Below are 18,504 nucleotides of genomic sequence, written 5' to 3'. Positions count from 1 at the left end.
GGCCCCGCACACTGCGGCTACGGTGATCTCTATGACGCCGGCCAGCCGTTCCTCCGCAAAGCCGGTAAAGCGCCGCCCCAAAGACCGCAAGGCGCAGATCGCCCGGGCCGCCTCAGACGCTTTCAGCGAGCTCGGCTACCACGCGGTCAGCATGGAAAACATCGCCGCTCGCGTCGGGGTCTCGGCGGCGGCGCTCTACCGGCACTCGCACGGCAAATACGACCTGTTCCGCTCCGCGGTCCTTGAACTCGGGCAGCGGCTCGTGGACGCCACGGAGTTCGCCGATCACCTGCCCGACGACGCCGATCCTGGGGAGACGCTACGTGCACTGATCGGATCGCTGATCGACACCGCGATTGTGAACCGCACCGCGGGGGGACTTTACCGGTGGGAAGGTCGCTACCTGCACGCCGAAGACCAGAGAGTGTTGTCCGAGCAGGTCAAGCTGGTCAACCGGCGTCTGCAGCGGCCGTTGATCAGCCTCCGGCCCAAACTGCAATCACGGGAGCGTTGGGTGCTCTCGGTGGCGGCGCTGAGTGTCGTCGGCAGCATCACCGACCATCGTTCCCGGCTGGGCGACGGCGAGATTCGGGCGACGTTGGCCGACATCGCGGCCGCCGTGATGAGGTCCGACGTGCCGGTGCCACCGGCTAGCAGGCCGAAATCCCAACGGGCAGCGACGATTACGAGCGCGGTCGGTAGCTACGAATTGCTGTTGCACGAATCGATCCGGTTGTTCAACGAACGGGGGTTCCGCGAAACCGGTATGGAGGACATCGCCACGGCTGTGGGCATACCGGTAGCGAGCATCTACCAGTACTTTCCAAGCAAGGCCGCGATACTGGCAGTCGCATACCGGCGCGGCGCCGACCAAGTCTCCGGTGACCTGTCCACTATTTTGGCCGCAGGCGGTGATCCGGAGCACTCGCTCACGCAGCTGATCGATGCCTTCGTCACGCGTTCGTTCGCCAACCCAGAATTGGCCCGTGTCTACTACACGGAGCGCAACAACCTGCCCGACACGGACGCGGTACTCCTCTACAACATCAACCGCTCCACCGTCGAGTCCTGGGCCCGGCTGGCCGTAGCGGCGCGACCCGACCTAACGCTCGGCCGCGCTCGATACGCCGTACACGCTGCGCTCGCACTCGCCGTCGACATCGGCCAGCTCGTGATGCCCGGCCCGAGCGAGCCCGCACGCATGACGGTGCGCCGCCTGATGGAAATCACGTTGCTTGGCGAATCTGACACAACTCCCCGCAAGGCCGCTAGGGGCGGGACGCAACGCCGCTGAGTCCACGGGGATGCACGCCGACTTCAGGTCGGAATGACGCTGCACTTGTTCTGGCGTCACTAAAGCGTGACGGCACGCCAGGCTGTCCCTAACACCATGCCGCTCAGGAAAACCTCTCGACCGGATGAATGGCTCCATGGCAACGAACGCTACCCAATATCTCGAATCATGATTAACATAGTCGCCATCCGTACCGGGCATCACGGACTCTCCACCTTGCTCTTGCGCCGACGCGCCCGGGGGAGGTTGCCGCGCGAAAGGCACGCCGATGCTGCACAGGCTTCGCCAACTACTGGACTACCAGTTGACGATCGCCGAGCTACTGGGCCTGGCCGTCCTGCTGGGCACGCCGTATCTGATCGTGGGCGTGATCTGGTCGTCCACCCATACGAGCCATCTACGTGACATGCACGGGATCGATTTGGTGGTGTCCTTTCTCGGCTCAATCGTGTCCTGGCCCGTGCTGCTGTTTGCCAACGTCTGCATGACGTAAGAATCGACATGACTAGACGCGGGCCCCTGGTTTTCTCGGTGGCCATAGTGGCCTTGGCCGCAGGACTTTTCGCGCTGCGCTTTCCGGTCTTCATCGACGCGTACGACCAGTACGGCTGGCAAGTCAAGTGCGGCAGCGGATTCACCACCGACCTGACCCAAGCGTCGAGTGCCGACAGCGGACCAGATCATGTGGTCCGATCAACCGGCGCCTCGCGCTCGAATTACGTTGCACGATGTGATGACGCGCTGACGATCCGGCGCGCGTGGGCAATCCCCACGGCAGCCTTAAGCGGCCTCACACTGACATGGCTGGCCACGATGGCACTCGCACACGACCGGCGGCGCACCGAAGTCGTTACTGATCATCCAATGGCTGACCACCTGCGTGATCCGTGATCTCCCACGGAGAACAGATGGCGATGATCGCGCCGGCGCGACAGCCCGGTCCCCTGGCAAAACCACCTACCGTGTGCTCTCGTCAGGCAGGTCACGCCGGGACTGGTGCAATCCCGGGGCGTCCGGGTCATCGTCCTGGTGATCCAGTTGCTCCTGCAACTTGCGCTGTTCCTCGGTCGCCTGCCTGGCGTCCTCGGGGGCGGGTGGTGGGTCGAAATTGACTTGCTGGTCCACGGGGGATCTCCTCTGAGCGTCTGCGTGCTCCAGTCAGGGTCTCCCGAATCCCACGCACCGAAACCTGTCGGATGTCCGTGGCCGGCTAGCCGAGGTGCGCGGACAGCAGCCAGGCCCCCATCGACTTGCGGCCGTTGCCCTCGTCGCGGATGTTTGCACCCCCGAAGGCCTGGAAGCCTTCCAGGAAGCTGTCGGGCACGTTGGCGTGAATCCGGGCCGGCCGGATGTCGTCAACCACCCAGTACTTGGAGACCACGTCCCGTAGCTCGTCCTCGGTGACCGCGTTGACCGGGCCGTCGGCCGGCATGCCCGCGCGGTCGAAGACGAGCACGAAATAGGAGGCGCCCGGTGCGGCGGCACGCACAATGGACTGCTGATAGCCCTCGCGCAACTCGACGGGCATCGAGTGAAAAAGGGTGCTGTCGACGATGGTGCCGAAGCGTCCGTCGTAACCGCCGAAAGCACTGATGTCGGCGACGTCGAACGTGGCATTGGCCAGGCCGCGCCTGGCGGCCTTCTCGCGTGCCAGTTTGATGGCGGTGGGTGACTGGTCCAGGCCCACCGTGGTGAATCCGCGCTCGGCGAGGAACAACGACACCGCCGCCTCCCCGCACCCCGCATCGAGCACGTCGCCATGGAACTTGCCGGCCTCGATGAGGGCCGCGATCTCCGGTTGCGGCTCGCCGATGCTCCACGGCGGCCGATTGCCTTCACCCATCTCGGGGGCCTCGCCCCGGTAGGCGGATTCGAACATATCTTGAGTCGGCTGAGACATACGACCTTTATATCAACGAGACTGATATATGTCAACGACCCTGATGCGTGCCAATCCGGACTTACCCGAGGGTCGCCGTCAGGTAACCGGAGTCTTCGCCGAACGAAGCCAGCTCGTCATCGGGCACCTGGAACCCATGGGCGGCGAAGGCCTGGTCGGTTGTCCGGATGTCGACGCGCCAGCCATGCCCGGCCAGGTACTCGGCCGCGGTGTTGCGGTCGCCGGTGTAGAAGAGTTCGGCCAGGTTGATCTTGGAGCCGAGACGCTGCGACCGTTCGGTCAGCTTCTGCGCCCAGTCCGACGGAATGTTGCGCAGATCCATGTGCTCGGTGGCGATCCGGCTGCCCGTCGCCGACAAGGCGACGATGTTGTCGAACAAGCGGTCCTGCGCCTCGGGCGGTAGGTAGACCAGCAGGCCTTCGGCGCTCCAGGCCGTCGGCGCCGTCGCGTCGAGTCCGGCCTCGACCAGCGCGGCCGGCCAGTCCTCGCGCAGGTCGATCGCCACCGTGCGGCGCTCAGCGGTGGGTTCGGCACCCAGCTCGGCCAGTACCCGCGTCTTGAACTCGATCACCTCGGGCTGGTCGATCTCGTAGACAATTGTTCCCGCCGGCCAGGCCAGCCGATAGGCCCTGGTGTCCAGTCCGGACGCCAGAATCACCGCCTGCCGAATACCGGATTCGGTTGCCTGCGTGAAGAAGTCGTCGAAGTAGCGGGTGCGCACCGTAATCTGTTCGTTCACGGCCCGGCGGTTCAGCAGGGGATCGTCGGACCGGTCGACCTCGTGATCGATGAGCTTGACGAAGACGTCGCTGCCTACGGCGCGAACCAGGGGATCGGCGAAGGGGTCGTTCAGCAGGGGGTCCGGCCCCTGCGAGGCGATCGCCCGTTGCGCGGCGACCGCCGTCGCGGTCGCTCCGACGCTGGAGGCCAAATCCCACGTGTCGTTCTCGGTGCGGGCCACTACCCGTCTCCTCTCCGCTATTAGTTAGCTCATTTAAGCGACTAAGCCCACTCTACGCTTCCTGGACCGACCATTCGCCGATGCGCCCGGGGGTGACGAAGGCGCGACGACGTGTTGAGATCAGGTATGGCCGACGACATCGAATTGAGCCCGAGGGACTGGGTACGCGAGCAGACCGAGCAAATCTTGAAACAGGGCACGACCGATGGGGTCGAGATTCTCGATCGGCCCGTCGTCCTGGTGACGGTCACCGGGGCGAAGTCCGGCAAAAAGCGTTACGTGCCAATGATGCGCGTCGAGAGCGAGGGTCGTTACGCGATGGTCGCGTCGAAAGGCGGCGCCCCCGCGCATCCGTCGTGGTATTTCAATCTGAAAGCCAATCCCGAGGTCACGTTGCAGGATGGCGAGAGGGCCGTCGCGCTGAGGGCACGCGAGCTCGCGGGGTTGGAGCGCGAGCAGTGGTGGAAGCGGGCCGTCGAAGCCTATCCGCCCTACGCGGAATATCAGACCAAGACGACGAGGCAGATACCGGTCTTCGTGCTGGAGTAATGAACCGCGCGTCAACCTGTTTCGGTAAATAGCGCCGCCGGATATTTCGCCGCCGCCCACGGCAAAAGATTTGCATTCGATATGCGGGCGGGCCGTCAGGTTGCGACCCGCTTGACTGCCCCATACGTTCGATATGCATAAGGCCGCACACGCCTGGCACAACAACGACGTTTGTGGAGATCAGAAATTGCCAGTGCCACAGGGCTTTACATCGCAACGATCCGGGCGCATCACGGGCTGATATCCGGCGCGCTTCCTCATGCACATCTCCAGGGAGGGCCGATGCAACACGCCGGGACGGCGGGTCGACAAGACTCCGAAACAGGTCAACCAACTCGAGCTGACCGGTGGCGTGCGGCCATGCAATACGACTTGCCGGCCTCGTTAGTGGTTTTCCTGGTGGCGCTTCCGTTGTCACTCGGGATCGCGATCGCCTCGGACGCGCCAGTACTATCCGGCTTGATAGCGGCGATCGTCGGCGGGATCGTCGCCGGGTGTATCGGCGGATCACCGTTGCAGGTCAGTGGTCCGGCCGCTGGGCTCACGGTGGTCGTCGCCGACCTGGTCTCCCAGTTTGGCTGGGCGGTAACCTGTTTGATCACGGTGATCGCGGGAGGACTGCAGGTCATGCTGGAATCAGCCGGATTGCGCGCGCCGCCTTGGCGATCTCACCGGTTGTCGTGCACGCCATGCTGGCCGGCATCGGAATCACCATCGCGCTGCAGCAGGTGCACGTATTGCTGGGCGGCGAATCGCAGAGCTCGGCCTGGACAAACGTCGTCGGCCTGCCTGCGCAGATCGTCGGCGCGCACCTGCCGGGGCTCGTGCTGGGCCTGCTCGTCATCGCCATTCTGATCGCCTGGCGGCGGGCGCCGGCGCGATTGGCCAAGATCCCTGGCCCACTGGTCGCCATCGTCGTCGTTACGATCATGTCGGTCACGTTGCCGTTCAACGTATCCCGCATCAGGTTGGAAGGCTCGGTGCTGGAGGCGCTGCAGCTGCCGCAACTCCCGGATGGGAATTGGGGAGCCGTCGTGATCGCGGTGATCACTGTCACGCTGATCACCAGCGTTCAGAGCCTGCTGACCGCGGTCTCGATCGACCGCATGCACACTGGGCAGCGCACCGATTTCAACCGCGAGCTGATCGGACAGGGCGCGGCCAACATGGCGTCCGGCGCAATCGGCGGGCTTCCCATCGCCGGCGTGATCGTGCGCAGCGCGGCTAATGTCAACGCTGGAGCCAAAACCCGCGCCTCGACGATCATGCACGGGGTCTGGATTCTGCTGTTTGCCGTCCCGTTCGCGGGATTGGTCGAACAGATCCCGACCGCGGCGCTCGCCGGCTTGCTCATCGTCATCGGTATCGAGCTGCTCAAGCCTGCTCACATCGAGACAGCCTTGCGCAACGGCGATCTCATGGTCTATCTGGTGACCATTGCCGGTGTCGTTTTCCTGAACCTGTTGCACGGCGTCATGATCGGGCTGGCCGTGGCGATCGTGGTGACCGGATGGCGGGTGGTTCGGGCCAGGGTGGAGGCCAGGCATGTGGGCGACGAATGGCATGTGTTCATCGAAGGGGCGTGCACGTTCCTGGCCCTGCCCCGGCTGACGGGTGTTCTCGCGACGATCCCCGAACGCACCAGGGTCACCGTCCACCTGACGGCCAACTACCTCGATCACGCTGCCCACCAAGCCATCAGCGACTGGCAGCGTCGGCACTGTGCCACGGGGGGAGCGGTGACGGTTGACAGCGGACCGATGGAATCCTATGGGGGCGTGCGTAAGCCGTCCAAGGCCAACCGTCGCGCGGTTCACCTCAGCTTGGTCGAAGCGGACACTGGCTAGCTCCGTCGCCACGCTCAGGACGCGTAGGCCGTAGGGTTCCGCTACGTCAGGTCGGCGGCGATCCGCTTCAGCACGGCAAGGTGATCATCGACGGTCGCCAGCCCGGCGTTCATCGTGTTGACCGACAAGTGAGTGGCGCCCGCGGCCCGCCAGGCCGCGATGTCGGCGGCGGTCTTTTCGCGGTCGCCGGTCCAGCTCACGCGACCTTCCATGCCAAGGCTTTCCGCGTCGCGGCCGGCGGCCGCGGCCGCGCGCCGCACCTGTTCTCTCGCGTGGTCGAGCCCGCGGCCGGGAGCCGTCATCGGGAACCAGCCATCCGCAAGCCGGCCCGCACGTTCCAGTCCCCGGTCGGAGGCCGCGCCGATCCACACGGGAATCGGGCGCTGGGTGGGCAACGGGGCCAGCCCCGCCGCGGTCACCGTGTGGTACTGCCCGTCGAACGTGACCGATCGTTCGGTCCACAACCGGCGCAACAGCTCGAGCTGCTCCTCGGAGCGCTTGCCGCGATTGGTGAACTTCTCGCCCAGCGCCTCGTATTCGACCGCGTTCCAGCCCAATCCGACGCCGAGCCGGAACCGGCCGCCGGTGAGCAGATCCACCTCGGCGGCCTGCTTGGCCACCAGCGCCGTCTGTCGCTGCGGCAGGATGATGACGCCGGTGACGAGCTCGAGCGACGTGATCGCGGCCAGGTAGCCGAACATGACGAACGGCTCATGAAATGTCGAGTCGATGTCGTAGGGGCCGTCCCACCCCTGGTGCACGTTCGGGTCGGCGCCCACCACGTGGTCGTAGGCGAGGATGTGGGTGAATCCGAGTCCTTCGACGCCCTCGCCGTACGCGCGCACGACCGCGGGGTCTCCGCCGAGCTCGGTTTGCGGGAACACAACTCCTATGCGCATTGGCGGTGCAACCAAGCCGCAGCGGAATTGCTTCCCGCGCGCGATGAAAAAGTCTGGGACGGTGCCGTCTTCGCGCCTCTCGGCAAGTGGTCGCTCGAAGCGACGGTTTTGAGGTGGTACCCGGGGGAATGTCCGACACCGTCGGGTCCTTCAACGAAGGGTGCCGCCCGAATATTTCGCCGAGACCCGATGATGGTCGGGTGACAACGAAAAAGATCAGGGACGCGCTGCGGATCGGTGACTTCGAGCCGACGTTCGAAGCCGAGCTGACCGCGCGCTACGAGATTCCGAAGCTCCCCGACGGCCCGGGGCGAGCCGATTTCCTGGCCGAGCACGCGGCCGACGTTCGGGTGGTGCTCACGTCGGGGTCGCCCGGCGTCGACGCCCACACGATCGCGGCGCTGCCCCACCTGGAGGCGATCGTCAACAACGGCGCCGGGGTAGACCTGATCGACCTGCCGGCGGCGCGGCGTCGCGGCATCGGCGTCAGCAACACCCCCGACGTGCTGTCGGACACCGTGGCCGACACCGCCCTGGGCCTGATCCTGATGACGCTGCGCCGTTTCGGGGCCGCCGACCGCTACGTGCGGGCGGGCAGCTGGGTGCGCGACGGCCCATTCCCCTACGCCCGCGACGTCAGCGGCCTGCAGGTCGGGATCTTGGGCCTGGGCCGCATCGGTTCGGCCATAGCGGCCAGGCTGGCCGGATTCGACTGCGCCATCGCCTATCACAACCGCCATCGCATCGACGGATCGCCGTACCGCTATGCCGACTCACCCTTTCAGCTGGCCGAATCGGTCGACGTCCTCGTCGTGGCCACCACGGGCGACCCCAACGCGCGCCATCTGGTCGACCGAAGCGTCCTCGAAGCGTTGGGGCCCGAGGGTTACCTCGTCAACATCGCGCGCGGCAGCGTCGTCGACCAGGACGCGCTGGTGGAGTTGCTGGCCGGCGGTGCCCTGGCCGGCGCGGGGCTGGACGTCTTCGTCGACGAACCCCACGTGCCGGCCGAGCTGTTCGACATGGACAACGTGGTGCTCTTCCCACACATCGGCAGCGCCACCGCAAGGACTCGCAGGGCGATGGCGCTGCTGGCGATCCGCAACCTGGAGACTTACCTCGACACCGGTGAGCTGGTGACACCGGTGCTGCGACCGCGCAAGTGACAGCGGGGGTGCGCCTCTGTCAGATGCCTCACACCAGATGGTCCGGCACCCGATTAACGGGTACTAGGCCATCCACCATGAGTGACACGACCCAACGCCAGCTCGGAGACACCGACAGTCCCATCGAGGACGAGCTTGAGGATGCCTTCAGCAGGATGCTCAGCGAGGGCACCCAGCGTCTGCACCGCACCTGGCGCGGCGTGTTGGTCACCGGCTTTTTCGGCGGGACCGAGGTGGGGATCGGAGTGCTCGCCTACCTGTCGGTGCTGGACGCGACACACCGGCCACTGTTGGCCGGATTGGCTTTCTCGATCGGCTTCCTGGCCCTGCTTCTGGGCCGCAGCGAGCTGTTCACCGAGGGCTTCATCATTCCCGTCGTGACCGTGGCCGCCAAACGCGCCAGCTTCGGGCAGCTGGCCAAGCTGTGGGGCGGCACCATGCTCGCCAACCTCGTCGGCGGTTGGGTGATCATGTGGCTGATCATGACCGGTTTCCCCGAGCTGCACGCCCAGACCATCGAGTCCGGCACCCATTTCGCCACCGCGCCGGTGTCGGCGCAGAGCATGGTCCTGGCGATCCTCGGCGGCATGGTCATCACGTTGATGACCCGGATGCAGCACGGCACCGATTCCGTGCCGGCCAAGATCGCCGCGGCCGTCGCCGCCGCGTTCCTGCTCGCCGGGCTGCGGTTGTTCCACTCGATTCTTGATTCGCTGCTGATCTTCGGCGCGCTGGTCACCGGGAACGCGCCCTTCGGTTACCTGACTTGGCTGGGCTGGTTCGGCTACACCGTGGTGGGCAACATGATCGGCGGGCTGCTGTTCGTGACCTTGCTGCGGCTGCTGCGCAGCAAGGATCGGCTCGAGGAGGAACGCGCAGACGCCGAGTCGCTTTGATCCTCAAAGCAGTTGCGGCATAACCTCACTCGCCAGCAGTTCAAGGTGCGCCAAATCGGTTAGGTCCAGCAGCTGGGTGTAGACGCGTTGCACGCCGAGGAGTTTCCACGCGCCCAAGTTGTCCACGATTTCCGCGGGAGTGCCGACCAGCGGGCTGTTCGAGCGCAGCTCGTCGAGGTCGCGGCCGATCGCGGCGGCGCGGCGGGCCACCTCACGGTCGTGACGGCCGGCGCAGAGCACGAACGCGCTCGAGTAGACCATCGAGCCGGCCGGTCTGCCCGCCTCGGCGACGGCGTCCGCTACCCGCTGAAATTGCTTCTCGGCCACGTCTATCGGCGCGAACGGGATGTTGAACTCGGCCGCGTACTTCGCCGCCAGTTGCGGGGTGCGGTTGGCACCGAGACCGCCGATCACAATCGGTGGATGCGGGTGCTGCGTCGGTTTGGGCAGGGCCGGCGACCCGGTGATGGTGTAGTAGTCGCCGGCGTAGTCGAAGGTCTCTCCAGGTTTCGTCGTCCACAGCCCGGTGACAATGGCGAGCTGTTCACTGAGCCGGTCGAACCTCTCCCGCAGCGGGGGAAAGGGAATCCCGTATGCCTGGTGCTCCTTCTCGAACCAACCGCTGCCCAGGCCGAATTCGACGCGCCCCGCGCTCATGTCGTCCACCTGCGCCACCGCGACGGCCAGCGGACCCGGATAGCGGAACGTTGCGGAGGTCACCAGGGTGCCCAGCCGGATGCTTGACGTCTCCCTCGCGATCGCGCCCAGGGTCACCCACGAGTCGGTGGGACCCGGCAGTCCGTCGCCGCTCATCGCCAGGTAGTGGTCGGACCGAAAAAACGCCGCGAAGCCCAGCTGCTCAGCGGTTTGGGCTACGGCGACCTGATCGGCGTAACCGGCGCCCTGTTGCGGTTCGATGAAGGCACGGAATTCCATAGGATCCCTCTGTATGTCGTTGTACGGCAACCCGATTCCGAACGTGTACCCGCCTGTGGCCAAAGCGAGACGCGAACGGGTTTAGCACCCCACCCGCACTTGGGTATGCCCTTAGCATGACCTCACTACTTCCACCCAGGGTCGTGACGCCCGCGCGATTGACCTGCGCCGGCTCCGCCGACGCGGTCACGGCGGCGGGAATGCGCCGTGCCCTGCGCCGGTGGCTCCAGGAAGTGACCGAGGCCCCGGCCGAGGTGCGCGACGACATCATTCTGGGCGTCAACGAGGCGCTGGCCAACTGCGTCGAGCACGCATACCGCGCCCAGAACACGGTCGGCACCATGAAACTGCAGGCCAGCTACGATCCTGCCGCCCAATCGATCAGCGTTTGTGTCAGCGATCGTGGATCCTGGCAGCACCCCTCCCCGCAGCGGCTCAACGATCCGCGGCGATCCCGCGGCCTGATGCTGATGCATGCGCTCGCCGACCACTGCACCATCAACGCCCGGCCGAACGGCACGACGGTGTACCTGGACTACTCCACCAGGCCCTAGCTCACACGCCGACGGCGCGCTCGAGGTCCTTCAACGAGGTCTCCAAGTGGCCCAGCAGCCGCTGAAGGTGCGGGACGCTGCGGCGGCAACCCACCAGACCGAAGTCGAGGTTGTCGGCGTTGTTGGTGACCGTGATGTTGACCGCCTGCCCGTCGAGCGGGATGGACAGCGGATAGTTGCCGTCCAACCGGGCGCCACGCCAGTACAGCGGCTCGGAGGGACCGGCCGAGACGTTGGAGATGACGATGTTGAAGGGCGGTGAGGCCGCCGACAGGTACCCGGGGATCAGCCCGAAGAACAGGCCGCCGATATTGAACGCCGACAGGGCCAGTTGCTGGACCGGTGGCAGTTGCTGGAATACCTCTTTGGTGTCGCGGATCGACGTGCTGACGATCTCCAGGCGCCGCCCCGCGTCATCGAGGTCGGTCGCGAGGTTGCACAGGAACGTTCCGACCAGGTTGCCGCCGCGGTCGTCGTCGGTCTTGCGCAGATTGACCGGCACCATCGCGGTCAGCGGCGCGTCGGGCAGGGCATCCTGGTCCAGCAAGTAGGCCCGCAGCGCCCCGGAGCACATGGCGAGCACGACGTCGTTGACCGTCACCCCGGCCGCCGACTTGATCGCCTTGATCCGGTCCAGCGACCAGGACTGCGCGGCCACCCGCCGGGCACCGCCGATCCGGACGTTGAACATGCTGCGCGGCGCCCGGAACGGCAGGGTCAGTTGCTGTTCGAGCAGCGCCGCCCGGGCCAGCTTCAGCGTGGATGGCGCCAAGGCGAGCGCCGACCCCGCCGTGCGGCCGGCACGCTCGAGCAGCGACTGGGTTTTCTGACCCTTGCTGCGTTTGCGCGGCCCCAGGGTCCACGGGACGCGCACCTCGTCGTCGTGCGGGTCGGGGGTGAACGCGCGCTGCACCAGCCGCATCGCGGATACGCCGTCCATCAGGGAGTGGTGGTACTTCGTGTACACGGCGTACCGGCCGTCCTGGAGCCCCTCGACGAGGTGGGCTTCCCACATCGGGCGGTGACGGTCGAGCAGGCTGCCGTGCAGCCGGGACGCCAGCTCCAGCAGATCGCGGACCCGCCCCGGTTCCGGGAGCGCCGAGCGGCGCAGGTGATAGTCGAGCTCGACGTCGTTGTCGAACGACCACGCGAGGTTGGTCAGTCCGCCGAAGAAGGCGGGGTGCTTGCGGAACAGTGGCTGCACGTCAGTGCATTCGAGCATGGCCTGATAGGCCTCACGCACGAAATGGGGCCCGGCGTCCTCGGGCGGCTCGAAAAGCTGAAGCGATCCCACGTGCATCGGGTGCTCGCGGGACTCCCCGATGAGGAACAGCGCATCCGTCGGCGATATCGGTTCCATGGTCAACCCCGTTCATTTCGCTGCACCGTCCGCGCGGTACACGCCCATCTCCTAGTAGCCGCGGTGAGCGTTTGCTAATCCCGAAAGGCGATTCCGAATCCGGTCCCGGGCCGAAGGGCTTGCGGGCGCCGTCGTTTGGGTACATGGATGCGAACACTGGCGCACGGGGAGTTGAATGTCGGCGGGTTTGGAGTGTCCGAAACGGATGGAGTTCGGACCGTGCGGCGGGGTGCGACCCGACGGCCAATGCGAGATGCGGCCGGGTGCGTGCGCGTTCGACGACGTGGTGGCGTGGTCAGGCCCTCAACCCGCGGCGCGTCCCGCTCGTGCGCCGTTGGTGCTCACCGACTTCAGTTGCTCCCCGTTCGATCGCCGCGACGTCGCGGCGACCGCGGCCGCGCTGGCGCCCGGATGCGATGCCGTCCTCGTCGGGGAGCATCAGAACAAGCCCGATTTCCCGCCGACGCTCATGGGGTCACTGCTGCTCGACGCCGGCGTGACGCCGTGGATCACGCTGTCGTGCCGAGACCGCAACCGCGTGCTGCTCGAGCAGGAACTACGGGGGTTGCGCAGCATCAACGTGGAGACGGTGTTGTGCGTGACGGGCGACGGGCGCGGCTATGACGTGCGTCCGGACGTCACGCAGACCTTCGACCTCGACGGTCCCCGCCTGGCCTCGCTGGCCGCTTCGACGGGCGTGGTCGCCGCGGTGCCCGAAACGCCTACCGCCCCGCCCGTACACGCCCGGCCCGCCCGGTTGGTCGAGAAACAACGGGCAGGAGCGAGCCTGGCGGTCCTCAACCACGTGCCCCGTCCGGAGATCGTCGCCGACTTCATGACCATGGCGCGGGCCGTGGGTCTGGCGATCCCGGTGATCGCGGCGGTCGCAGTGTTCACCGACAACGCCTCCGCGGCGGTGCTAGAGGGCTTGCCCGGCCTGAAACTCGATCAGGCGGTGACGGAGCGGGTATTGGGCGCGCCGGATCCGGTGGCCGCGGGGATCGCGGCGGCGGTGGCCGAGGCCCGCGCGCTGCTCTCGATCGAAGGCGTCGACGGAGTCAACGTGTCGGGTCTGGCGTCCGCGTCGGGCGGGCGCGCGGGGGCGGAAATCAAGGCGGAGGTCGGTCGTCGAATAAGGGTGGGGGCGTCGTCGTGACAGAAGCGATGGAGGCAGAGTTCGACACCGTCGCCGAGTGGACGGCGCAAGTGGCGGCCGACCTCGGGCCGGACTATTACGTGCCCGCCGGTTGCCGGGGCAGCGGCAGTCCGGCCGCCCTCGACTGGTTGATAGCGGAGATGGCCCTGGCGCCCGGTGCCACGTTGCTGGACTCCGGGGCGGGCGTCGGGGGCCCCGCGGCCTACGCGGCCCGAGAGCGCTCGGTGCGGCCGGTACTCGTCGAGCCGGAGACGGGTGCATGCCGCGCGGCGAAGAAGTTGTTCGGCTTCCCGGTGGCGTGCGCGGTGGGGTCGGCCCTACCGGTGGCGGACTCGAGCTTCGACGCCGCGTGGGCACTTGGCGTGTTGAGCACGACACCGGATCACCTCGCGGTGCTCGAGGAGCTGCGCCGCGTCGTCCGGCCGGGCGGCCGGATCGGTCTGCTCGTCTTTCTATCCCACGGGAACGAAGCGAACGAGACGTTGGACGGCAACCATTTCCCGACGCTCGGCGGGCTAGTCGAGCTGGTCCGGCGCGCGTCGCTGCACGTCGAGGAACGGCTCGGCACCACCGACCTGCCGCCGATCTCCGACGCGTGGAACGAGCGGGTCGACGCCGTGACGGACGCCCTGAGCGACCGGCACGGGCACACGGAGGCCTGGCAATTGGCCGAACGCCAGAGTGCGCAGATCGGGCGGTTGCTCGACAAGGGGACGCTGACCAGCGAGCTGCTGGTGCTGCGGCACGAGTGAGAATCCGTTACGGCGACTCGCGGAAGGCGGCGGTGATCTCGGCGACCCTCGGGTCGACCCGTAGCTCCTCCAGCGTCTCCGGGAGCGGGAGCCGCCAGTTCGGGTACTCGTCGATCGTGCCCGGCAGATTGGGCTGCCGGGGTTCGGCCAACACGTCGTAGGGCGAAATCAACTTCAGGCGGCTCGGCGTCGCCGCCAGCAACCGGTGCATCGCGGTGATGATCGCCGCCTCGTCCGGATCTGGACCGGTCAGCAGCCCCTCGGACCGCAGCAGCTCCAGCCACTCCGCCCGCTCCTTGTCGGCCACCGACTGCTCGCCCGCCACGTCGTCGAGCAGCCCGAGGTCGGCGCGGGCGCGCACATGCTCGGCACGCAGGAAGCCCGCGGCCGTGGGCAGGTCGTGGGTGGACAGGCTGGCGGCGGCCCGCGACGGCCATTGCGCCGGCCTCAGCAGCGGTTCCCCCGGGGCGGACTCGTCGCGGGTGAACCAGGACACCGCGCACCCCAGCATCCCGTTGTCGGCCAGCGCCTCCGTCACCTCCGGTTCGACGGTGCCGAGGTCCTCCCCGACGACGGTGGCGCCGGCCCGGTGCGCCTCGAGCGCGAGGACGGCGAGCATGACGTCGGCGTCATAGTGCACGTAGGTGCCGCGATCCGGGCCGTCGCCCGGCGGAATCCACCACAACCGCCACAGGCCGGCGACATGGTCGATCCGCAGACCGTCGGCGTAGGTCACGACGGCGCGCAGCATGTCGCGCAGGGCGGCGTAGCCGGTGGCGGCCAGGCGGTCGGGGCGCCACGGCGGCAGCCCCCAGTCCTGCCCGCGGGGAGTGAAGTTGTCGGGGGGCGCCCCGACACTCACCCCGGTGGCGAGCACATCGGCAAGCGCCCACGCGTCCGCGCCCTCGGCGTCGACTCCGACGGGGAGGTCGTGCAACACCCCCAGGGTCATCCCGGCGCTTCGCGCGGTGTCGCGCACGGCGACCAGCTGCTCGCCGCAGCGCTGCTGCACCCAGGCGTGGAACGCCACCCGGGGCGCCAGCTCTCGCCGCGCCGCCGCGACGGCCGGCCCGGCGACGTCACGCAGCGGCTCCGGCCAGCGGCTCCACCGGCCACCGTGCCGCTCGGCCAGCGCGCAGTACGTGGCCCAGTCGCGCAGGCCGGTGCCGGCGGCCGATTCGTCCAGCGGACTGGGCCGGCCCTCGGCGCGCCAGAGCAGTTCCAGCGCCGACCGCTTGGCCGCCCACACGAGGTCGTGGTCGATCCGTTCGGTCGTTGCGGACACCCGCAGCGCATCCACCTCGGCGCGGGTGTCCGGGTCGGCCCGGCGGTAGGCGTCCAGGTCCTCCACGCGCAGCGCCAGCGGGTTGGCGAACCGCCGGCTGGAGGGGGTGTAGGGCGACGGCTGCACCGGATGCGTCGGCCCGGGGGCGCTGAGCGGGTTGAGCAGCACCGCGCCGGCACCGTGCTCGGCGACGGTCCAGTTCATGAACTCCCGCAGGTCGCCCAGGTCACCGATACCCCAGGAGCGGGCCGACCGGAGGGCGTAGAGCTGCAGCATCCAGCCCCAGGTGGCCGGGGCGGCGGGCACCTGGGGTGGTGCCGCGACCAGGGTGGCCTCCTGCCCGTCGCGCAGCTGCAGCCGATACCAGCCCGGTGTGAGGTCGCCGGGCAGCTCGTCGCGCAGCTCGGTGCGGTCGCCGTCCTCGCTCACCAAGACGGCCGCTCCGGGCAGCGGCCGGGGCCGCCCGTCCAGGCGCGCGGAAACCGTCGGTGGCAGGGCGCCGGCGCGGTCGCGCTCGGCCAGCTTGGCCAACTCGCGGCGACGGTCGGCCTCGCTGCCGGCGTCGACGTCGAGCAGGCCGAGCACCCGGATCACGACGTCGGCGTCGACCTCGACGGGTTCGCGCCGCTCGTTGCGGTAGGAAGTGGCCACCCCGTGGGCCGCGGCCAACCGACGCAGGTCATCGGGAACCGGCTTCGGATTCGCCATCAGCGCGCCGGCCCGGGTGTGGAGCCGACGGGGGAGATGGGACGAAGATGACGAGGAAGCACATCGCTTATATACCCAAGCCGGGGCTTCTCACACAGGCCACCGAAACCCGTTAAGCTGCAGCCGCTTTCGCCTAGTACCCGGTGGCCTGGAAGATGACCCGCCGAGCAATCTGAACCGCGTGGTCGGCGAATCTCTCGTAGAAGCGCCCCAACAGGGTGACGTCCACCGCGGCGGCGACACCGTGCGGCCATCCGGGATCCATCAGCACCGCCAGCAATTGGTGGTGCAGTTCGTCCATCGCGTCGTCGTCGCGACGAATCTGTGCCGCTCGACGAGGGTCTTGGGCCAGCAACACTTCTCGGGCGCCGCCCGCCAACTGCTCGGCCACCGCACCCATCTCGGCGACGTGTCGGCGCACGTCCTCCGGCACGGCATTGCGGGGATGGCGCATGCGGGCGATCTCGGCCACGTGCACGGCCAGCGCCCCCATCCGCTGGGCGTCCGCGGCGATCCGAATGCCACTGACCACGGCACGCAAATCGGTGGCCACCGGTGCCTGCAATGCCAGCAGGGCGAACGCGGTCTCCTCGACGCGAGCATTGACGTCGACGAGGTCTCCCTGGCCCGCGATGACCCGTTCCGCCAGCACCAGGTCGACCGTCAGCAGCGCCTGGGTGGCCTGTCCGATCGAGTCCCCGGCCATCGCGCACATCGCCCCGAGTTGTTCGGTGAGCGAGTCCAACCGGTGGTGAAATGCGCTTCTCATGCAATAGAAGTAGGCCGAAACGCGCGAAATAAACGTCGCAGCGTGCTGTATCGCCGATTGCCGGAGAGCGGTCGGCGAAAGCCGTTCGCCCTCTACGCCTTTCGGTCCGTCCGGCGGCTACCTGACATCGTCGGCCAGCTCGCGCGCCTCCCGCTCGCTTTCCACCGCGGGGCCGGACCCGGGCAGCGGCTTCCTGGCGACCTCGGGCGTGAAGAGCAGCGTGACGGCGCCCACCAGTCCGCCGAAGATCAGCATGTAGGCGGGTGCCATGACGTTGCCGGTGCCCGACACCAGCGCCTGGGCGATCAGCGGCGTCGTGCCGCCCACCGCCGATATCGAGATGTTGTACGAGATGGCCAGCGACCCGTAGCGCACGTTGGTGGGGAAGAGAGCGGGCAGCATCGCGGGTGCCGTGCTGTCGAAGCACAGCTCCATCAGCCCGATCAGCAGCACCCCGATGAAGATCACCGGGTAGATGGCGCCGAAGCGGATGAGCAGAAACGCTGGAATGGAACCCACCACCAGCAGCGCGCAGCCCGTCCACATGATCGGTTTGACGCCGATGCGGTCGGACAACGCGGCGACGAGCACCACGGTGACCATCAGGATCGCCAACGTCACCACGATCATCACCAGCCCGGCGGTGTGGCCGACGCGCACGAACAGCTTGAGGTACGTCGGCAGGTAGCCGGTCAACATGAAGTCGGCGACCTGAGAGGTCAGCACCAGAGCCGCGCAGATCAATAGGCCCCGCCACTGATCCACGACGGTGCGCCGAAACTGTTGTTTCCGTCCGCCCGAGTGCTGCGCCCCCTCCGTCGCGTTCTGGTAGGCGGATGACTCCTTGAGCCGCAACCGCAGAAACAGCGCGAACAGGCCGAAGGGCGCGCCCAGCAGCAGGGGGATCCGCCAGCCGTAGGCCAGCATGGCGTCGTCGGGGAGCCAGGTCTGCAGCCCGGTCACCATCATCCCGGCGAGCACGAAGCCGACCAGATTGCCCATCGGCAAGAACCCGACCATCATGCCGCGTTTGTGGTCGGGGGCCTGCTCAACCAGATAGGTCATCGCGCCGACATACTCGCCGCCGGTCGATAAGCCCTGGAATATGCGGGCGATGACCAGCAGGATCGGCGCCCAGATCCCGATGGTGCTGTAGCCGGGCAGCAAACCGGTCACGGTGGTGCTCACCGTCATCATCAGAATGGTGACGACAAGGACCCGGTGTCGTCCGATGCGGTCGCCGAGCGGGCCGAAGATGAACCCGCCGAGCGGGCGCACCACGAACGCCGCGGCCAGCGTGCCGAACGTGGCGATCAGGTGGACGCCGCTGACGCTCTTACCGGGATAGAAAACCTGGGCGATGGTGGTGGCGATGTAGCCGTAGACGCCGAAGTCGTACCACTCCATGAAGTTGCCGATCGCGGTCCCCATGATGGTTTGGCGCATGGCCGGGTCGGCGACCCTGATGTCCT

18 protein-coding genes and 1 pseudogene are annotated in these 18,504 nt (G+C 67.4%); 10 read left to right on the top strand and 9 right to left on the bottom strand.

Translation table 11 applies throughout. The features are described from left to right. The first annotated feature begins 31 nt into the window (after positions 1 to 31). The 3 genes from A5711_RS11655 (at position 32) to A5711_RS11645 (ending at position 2,185) form a co-directional block, all read left to right on the top strand. Positions 32 to 1,294 carry a TetR/AcrR family transcriptional regulator gene (locus A5711_RS11655; protein ID WP_067946554.1) on the top strand — a complete coding sequence of 421 codons (1,263 nt, stop codon included), beginning with the start codon at positions 32 to 34 and terminating at the stop codon, positions 1,292 to 1,294. 268 nt (positions 1,295 to 1,562) lie between these two features. After that, a complete protein-coding gene (locus tag A5711_RS11650) occupies positions 1,563 to 1,787 on the top strand; it encodes a hypothetical protein (protein ID WP_067946551.1) in 225 nt (74 codons plus the stop codon). Positions 1,788 to 1,795: 8 nt separating this feature from the next. Further along, positions 1,796 to 2,185, top strand: coding sequence for a hypothetical protein (locus A5711_RS11645; RefSeq protein ID WP_067946549.1), 390 nt, complete (start codon positions 1,796 to 1,798; stop codon positions 2,183 to 2,185). A gap of 66 nt (positions 2,186 to 2,251) precedes the next feature. Here A5711_RS11645 and A5711_RS27215 read toward each other — a convergent pair whose 3' ends face one another. The 3 genes from A5711_RS27215 to A5711_RS11635 all read right to left on the bottom strand — a co-directional run bounded on the left by A5711_RS27215 (position 2,252) and on the right by A5711_RS11635 (position 4,155). Then, entirely contained in the window at positions 2,252 to 2,419 is a 168-nt protein-coding gene (locus A5711_RS27215) for a hypothetical protein (protein ID WP_197520119.1), read from the bottom strand. A gap of 85 nt (positions 2,420 to 2,504) precedes the next feature. Continuing rightward, positions 2,505 to 3,194 (bottom strand): class I SAM-dependent methyltransferase, encoded by a 690-nt coding sequence (locus A5711_RS11640; protein ID WP_067946547.1) that lies wholly within the window; start codon positions 3,192 to 3,194, stop codon positions 2,505 to 2,507. Positions 3,195 to 3,255: 61 nt separating this feature from the next. After that, complete coding sequence (locus A5711_RS11635; RefSeq protein ID WP_067946544.1) at positions 3,256 to 4,155, bottom strand: class I SAM-dependent methyltransferase; 900 nt, start codon at positions 4,153 to 4,155, stop codon at positions 3,256 to 3,258. A gap of 126 nt (positions 4,156 to 4,281) precedes the next feature. On the opposite strand from A5711_RS11635, the gene A5711_RS11630 reads away from it, so the two are divergent. Both A5711_RS11630 and A5711_RS11625 read left to right on the top strand, forming a co-directional pair. Next, entirely contained in the window at positions 4,282 to 4,704 is a 423-nt protein-coding gene (locus A5711_RS11630; RefSeq protein ID WP_067946542.1) for a nitroreductase family deazaflavin-dependent oxidoreductase, read from the top strand. A 360-nt stretch (positions 4,705 to 5,064) separates the two neighbouring features. Further along, positions 5,065 to 6,551 (top strand): annotated as a pseudogene (locus A5711_RS11625) (SulP family inorganic anion transporter). A gap of 41 nt (positions 6,552 to 6,592) precedes the next feature. On the opposite strand, the gene A5711_RS11620 reads toward A5711_RS11625, so the two are convergent. After that, positions 6,593 to 7,450, bottom strand: coding sequence for an LLM class F420-dependent oxidoreductase (locus A5711_RS11620; RefSeq protein WP_067946540.1), 858 nt, complete (start codon positions 7,448 to 7,450; stop codon positions 6,593 to 6,595). A 128-nt stretch (positions 7,451 to 7,578) separates the two neighbouring features. Between A5711_RS11620 and A5711_RS11615 the strand changes: the two genes are divergently transcribed. Together A5711_RS11615 and A5711_RS11610 are read left to right on the top strand one after the other, a co-directional pair. Beyond that, positions 7,579 to 8,616 carry a 2-hydroxyacid dehydrogenase gene (locus tag A5711_RS11615; protein ID WP_197501088.1) on the top strand — a complete coding sequence of 346 codons (1,038 nt, stop codon included), beginning with the start codon at positions 7,579 to 7,581 and terminating at the stop codon, positions 8,614 to 8,616. Between the two features lie 77 nt (positions 8,617 to 8,693). Beyond that, positions 8,694 to 9,512, top strand: coding sequence for a formate/nitrite transporter family protein (locus tag A5711_RS11610; RefSeq protein WP_067946537.1), 819 nt, complete (start codon positions 8,694 to 8,696; stop codon positions 9,510 to 9,512). 3 nt (positions 9,513 to 9,515) lie between these two features. Here A5711_RS11610 and A5711_RS11605 read toward each other — a convergent pair whose 3' ends face one another. Beyond that, positions 9,516 to 10,448, bottom strand: coding sequence for an LLM class F420-dependent oxidoreductase (locus A5711_RS11605; RefSeq protein WP_067946535.1), 933 nt, complete (start codon positions 10,446 to 10,448; stop codon positions 9,516 to 9,518). Positions 10,449 to 10,564: 116 nt separating this feature from the next. Here A5711_RS11605 and A5711_RS11600 point away from each other — a divergent pair, with 116 nt between their 5' ends. Then, entirely contained in the window at positions 10,565 to 11,002 is a 438-nt protein-coding gene (locus tag A5711_RS11600; protein ID WP_067946533.1) for an ATP-binding protein, read from the top strand. Position 11,003: 1 nt separating this feature from the next. On the opposite strand, the gene A5711_RS11595 is transcribed toward A5711_RS11600, so the two are convergent. After that, entirely contained in the window at positions 11,004 to 12,362 is a 1,359-nt protein-coding gene (locus A5711_RS11595; RefSeq protein ID WP_067946530.1) for a wax ester/triacylglycerol synthase family O-acyltransferase, read from the bottom strand. Between the two features lie 205 nt (positions 12,363 to 12,567). On the opposite strand from A5711_RS11595, the gene A5711_RS11590 reads away from it, so the two are divergent. Further along, entirely contained in the window at positions 12,568 to 13,518 is a 951-nt protein-coding gene (locus A5711_RS11590; protein WP_369806147.1) for a methylenetetrahydrofolate reductase, read from the top strand. Then, positions 13,515 to 14,270, top strand: coding sequence for a class I SAM-dependent methyltransferase (locus A5711_RS11585; protein WP_231987466.1), 756 nt, complete (start codon positions 13,515 to 13,517; stop codon positions 14,268 to 14,270). The genes A5711_RS11590 and A5711_RS11585 overlap by 4 nt, the downstream gene beginning before the upstream one ends. Positions 14,271 to 14,277: 7 nt before the next feature. On the opposite strand, the gene malQ is transcribed toward A5711_RS11585, so the two are convergent. The 3 genes from malQ to A5711_RS11570 all read right to left on the bottom strand — a co-directional run bounded on the left by malQ (position 14,278) and on the right by A5711_RS11570 (position 18,478). Then, on the bottom strand, positions 14,278 to 16,263 hold the full coding sequence (malQ, locus tag A5711_RS11580) for a 4-alpha-glucanotransferase (RefSeq protein ID WP_067946524.1): 1,986 nt from the start codon (positions 16,261 to 16,263) through the stop codon (positions 14,278 to 14,280). A gap of 133 nt (positions 16,264 to 16,396) precedes the next feature. After that, positions 16,397 to 17,032 carry a phosphate signaling complex protein PhoU gene (gene phoU / locus A5711_RS11575; protein ID WP_067946522.1) on the bottom strand — a complete coding sequence of 212 codons (636 nt, stop codon included), beginning with the start codon at positions 17,030 to 17,032 and terminating at the stop codon, positions 16,397 to 16,399. A gap of 117 nt (positions 17,033 to 17,149) precedes the next feature. Beyond that, positions 17,150 to 18,478 carry an MFS transporter gene (locus tag A5711_RS11570; RefSeq protein ID WP_067946564.1) on the bottom strand — a complete coding sequence of 443 codons (1,329 nt, stop codon included), beginning with the start codon at positions 18,476 to 18,478 and terminating at the stop codon, positions 17,150 to 17,152. Positions 18,479 to 18,504: the final 26 nt, after the last annotated feature.

The sequence above is a fragment of the Mycobacterium sp. E2238 genome, assembly GCF_001672665.1.
Classification (GTDB): domain Bacteria; phylum Actinomycetota; class Actinomycetes; order Mycobacteriales; family Mycobacteriaceae; genus Mycobacterium.
The sequence above is the reverse complement of the archived record's forward strand: the minus strand, read 5'-3'. Positions and strand labels throughout refer to the sequence as shown.

What these genes read in the sequence shown, in the direction of transcription:
- A5711_RS11655 (WP_067946554.1), top strand. Translation starts at nt 32, where the DNA reads ATGACGCCGGCCAGCCGTTCCTCCGCAAAGCCGGTAAAGCGCCGCCCC.
- A5711_RS11650 (WP_067946551.1), top strand. Translation starts at nt 1,563, where the DNA reads ATGCTGCACAGGCTTCGCCAACTACTGGACTACCAGTTGACGATCGCC.
- A5711_RS11645 (WP_067946549.1), top strand. Translation starts at nt 1,796, where the DNA reads ATGACTAGACGCGGGCCCCTGGTTTTCTCGGTGGCCATAGTGGCCTTG.
- A5711_RS11640 (WP_067946547.1), bottom strand. Translation starts at nt 3,194, where the DNA reads ATGTCTCAGCCGACTCAAGATATGTTCGAATCCGCCTACCGGGGCGAG.
- A5711_RS11630 (WP_067946542.1), top strand. Translation starts at nt 4,282, where the DNA reads ATGGCCGACGACATCGAATTGAGCCCGAGGGACTGGGTACGCGAGCAG.
- A5711_RS11620 (WP_067946540.1), bottom strand. Translation starts at nt 7,450, where the DNA reads ATGCGCATAGGAGTTGTGTTCCCGCAAACCGAGCTCGGCGGAGACCCC.
- A5711_RS11615 (WP_197501088.1), top strand. Translation starts at nt 7,579, where the DNA reads ATGTCCGACACCGTCGGGTCCTTCAACGAAGGGTGCCGCCCGAATATT.
- A5711_RS11610 (WP_067946537.1), top strand. Translation starts at nt 8,694, where the DNA reads ATGAGTGACACGACCCAACGCCAGCTCGGAGACACCGACAGTCCCATC.
- A5711_RS11605 (WP_067946535.1), bottom strand. Translation starts at nt 10,448, where the DNA reads ATGGAATTCCGTGCCTTCATCGAACCGCAACAGGGCGCCGGTTACGCC.
- A5711_RS11600 (WP_067946533.1), top strand. Translation starts at nt 10,565, where the DNA reads ATGACCTCACTACTTCCACCCAGGGTCGTGACGCCCGCGCGATTGACC.
- A5711_RS11595 (WP_067946530.1), bottom strand. Translation starts at nt 12,362, where the DNA reads ATGGAACCGATATCGCCGACGGATGCGCTGTTCCTCATCGGGGAGTCC.
- A5711_RS11590 (WP_369806147.1), top strand. Translation starts at nt 12,568, where the DNA reads ATGGAGTTCGGACCGTGCGGCGGGGTGCGACCCGACGGCCAATGCGAG.
- malQ (WP_067946524.1), bottom strand. Translation starts at nt 16,263, where the DNA reads ATGGCGAATCCGAAGCCGGTTCCCGATGACCTGCGTCGGTTGGCCGCG.
- phoU (WP_067946522.1), bottom strand. Translation starts at nt 17,032, where the DNA reads ATGAGAAGCGCATTTCACCACCGGTTGGACTCGCTCACCGAACAACTC.
- A5711_RS11570 (WP_067946564.1), bottom strand. Translation starts at nt 18,478, where the DNA reads ATGCGCCAAACCATCATGGGGACCGCGATCGGCAACTTCATGGAGTGG.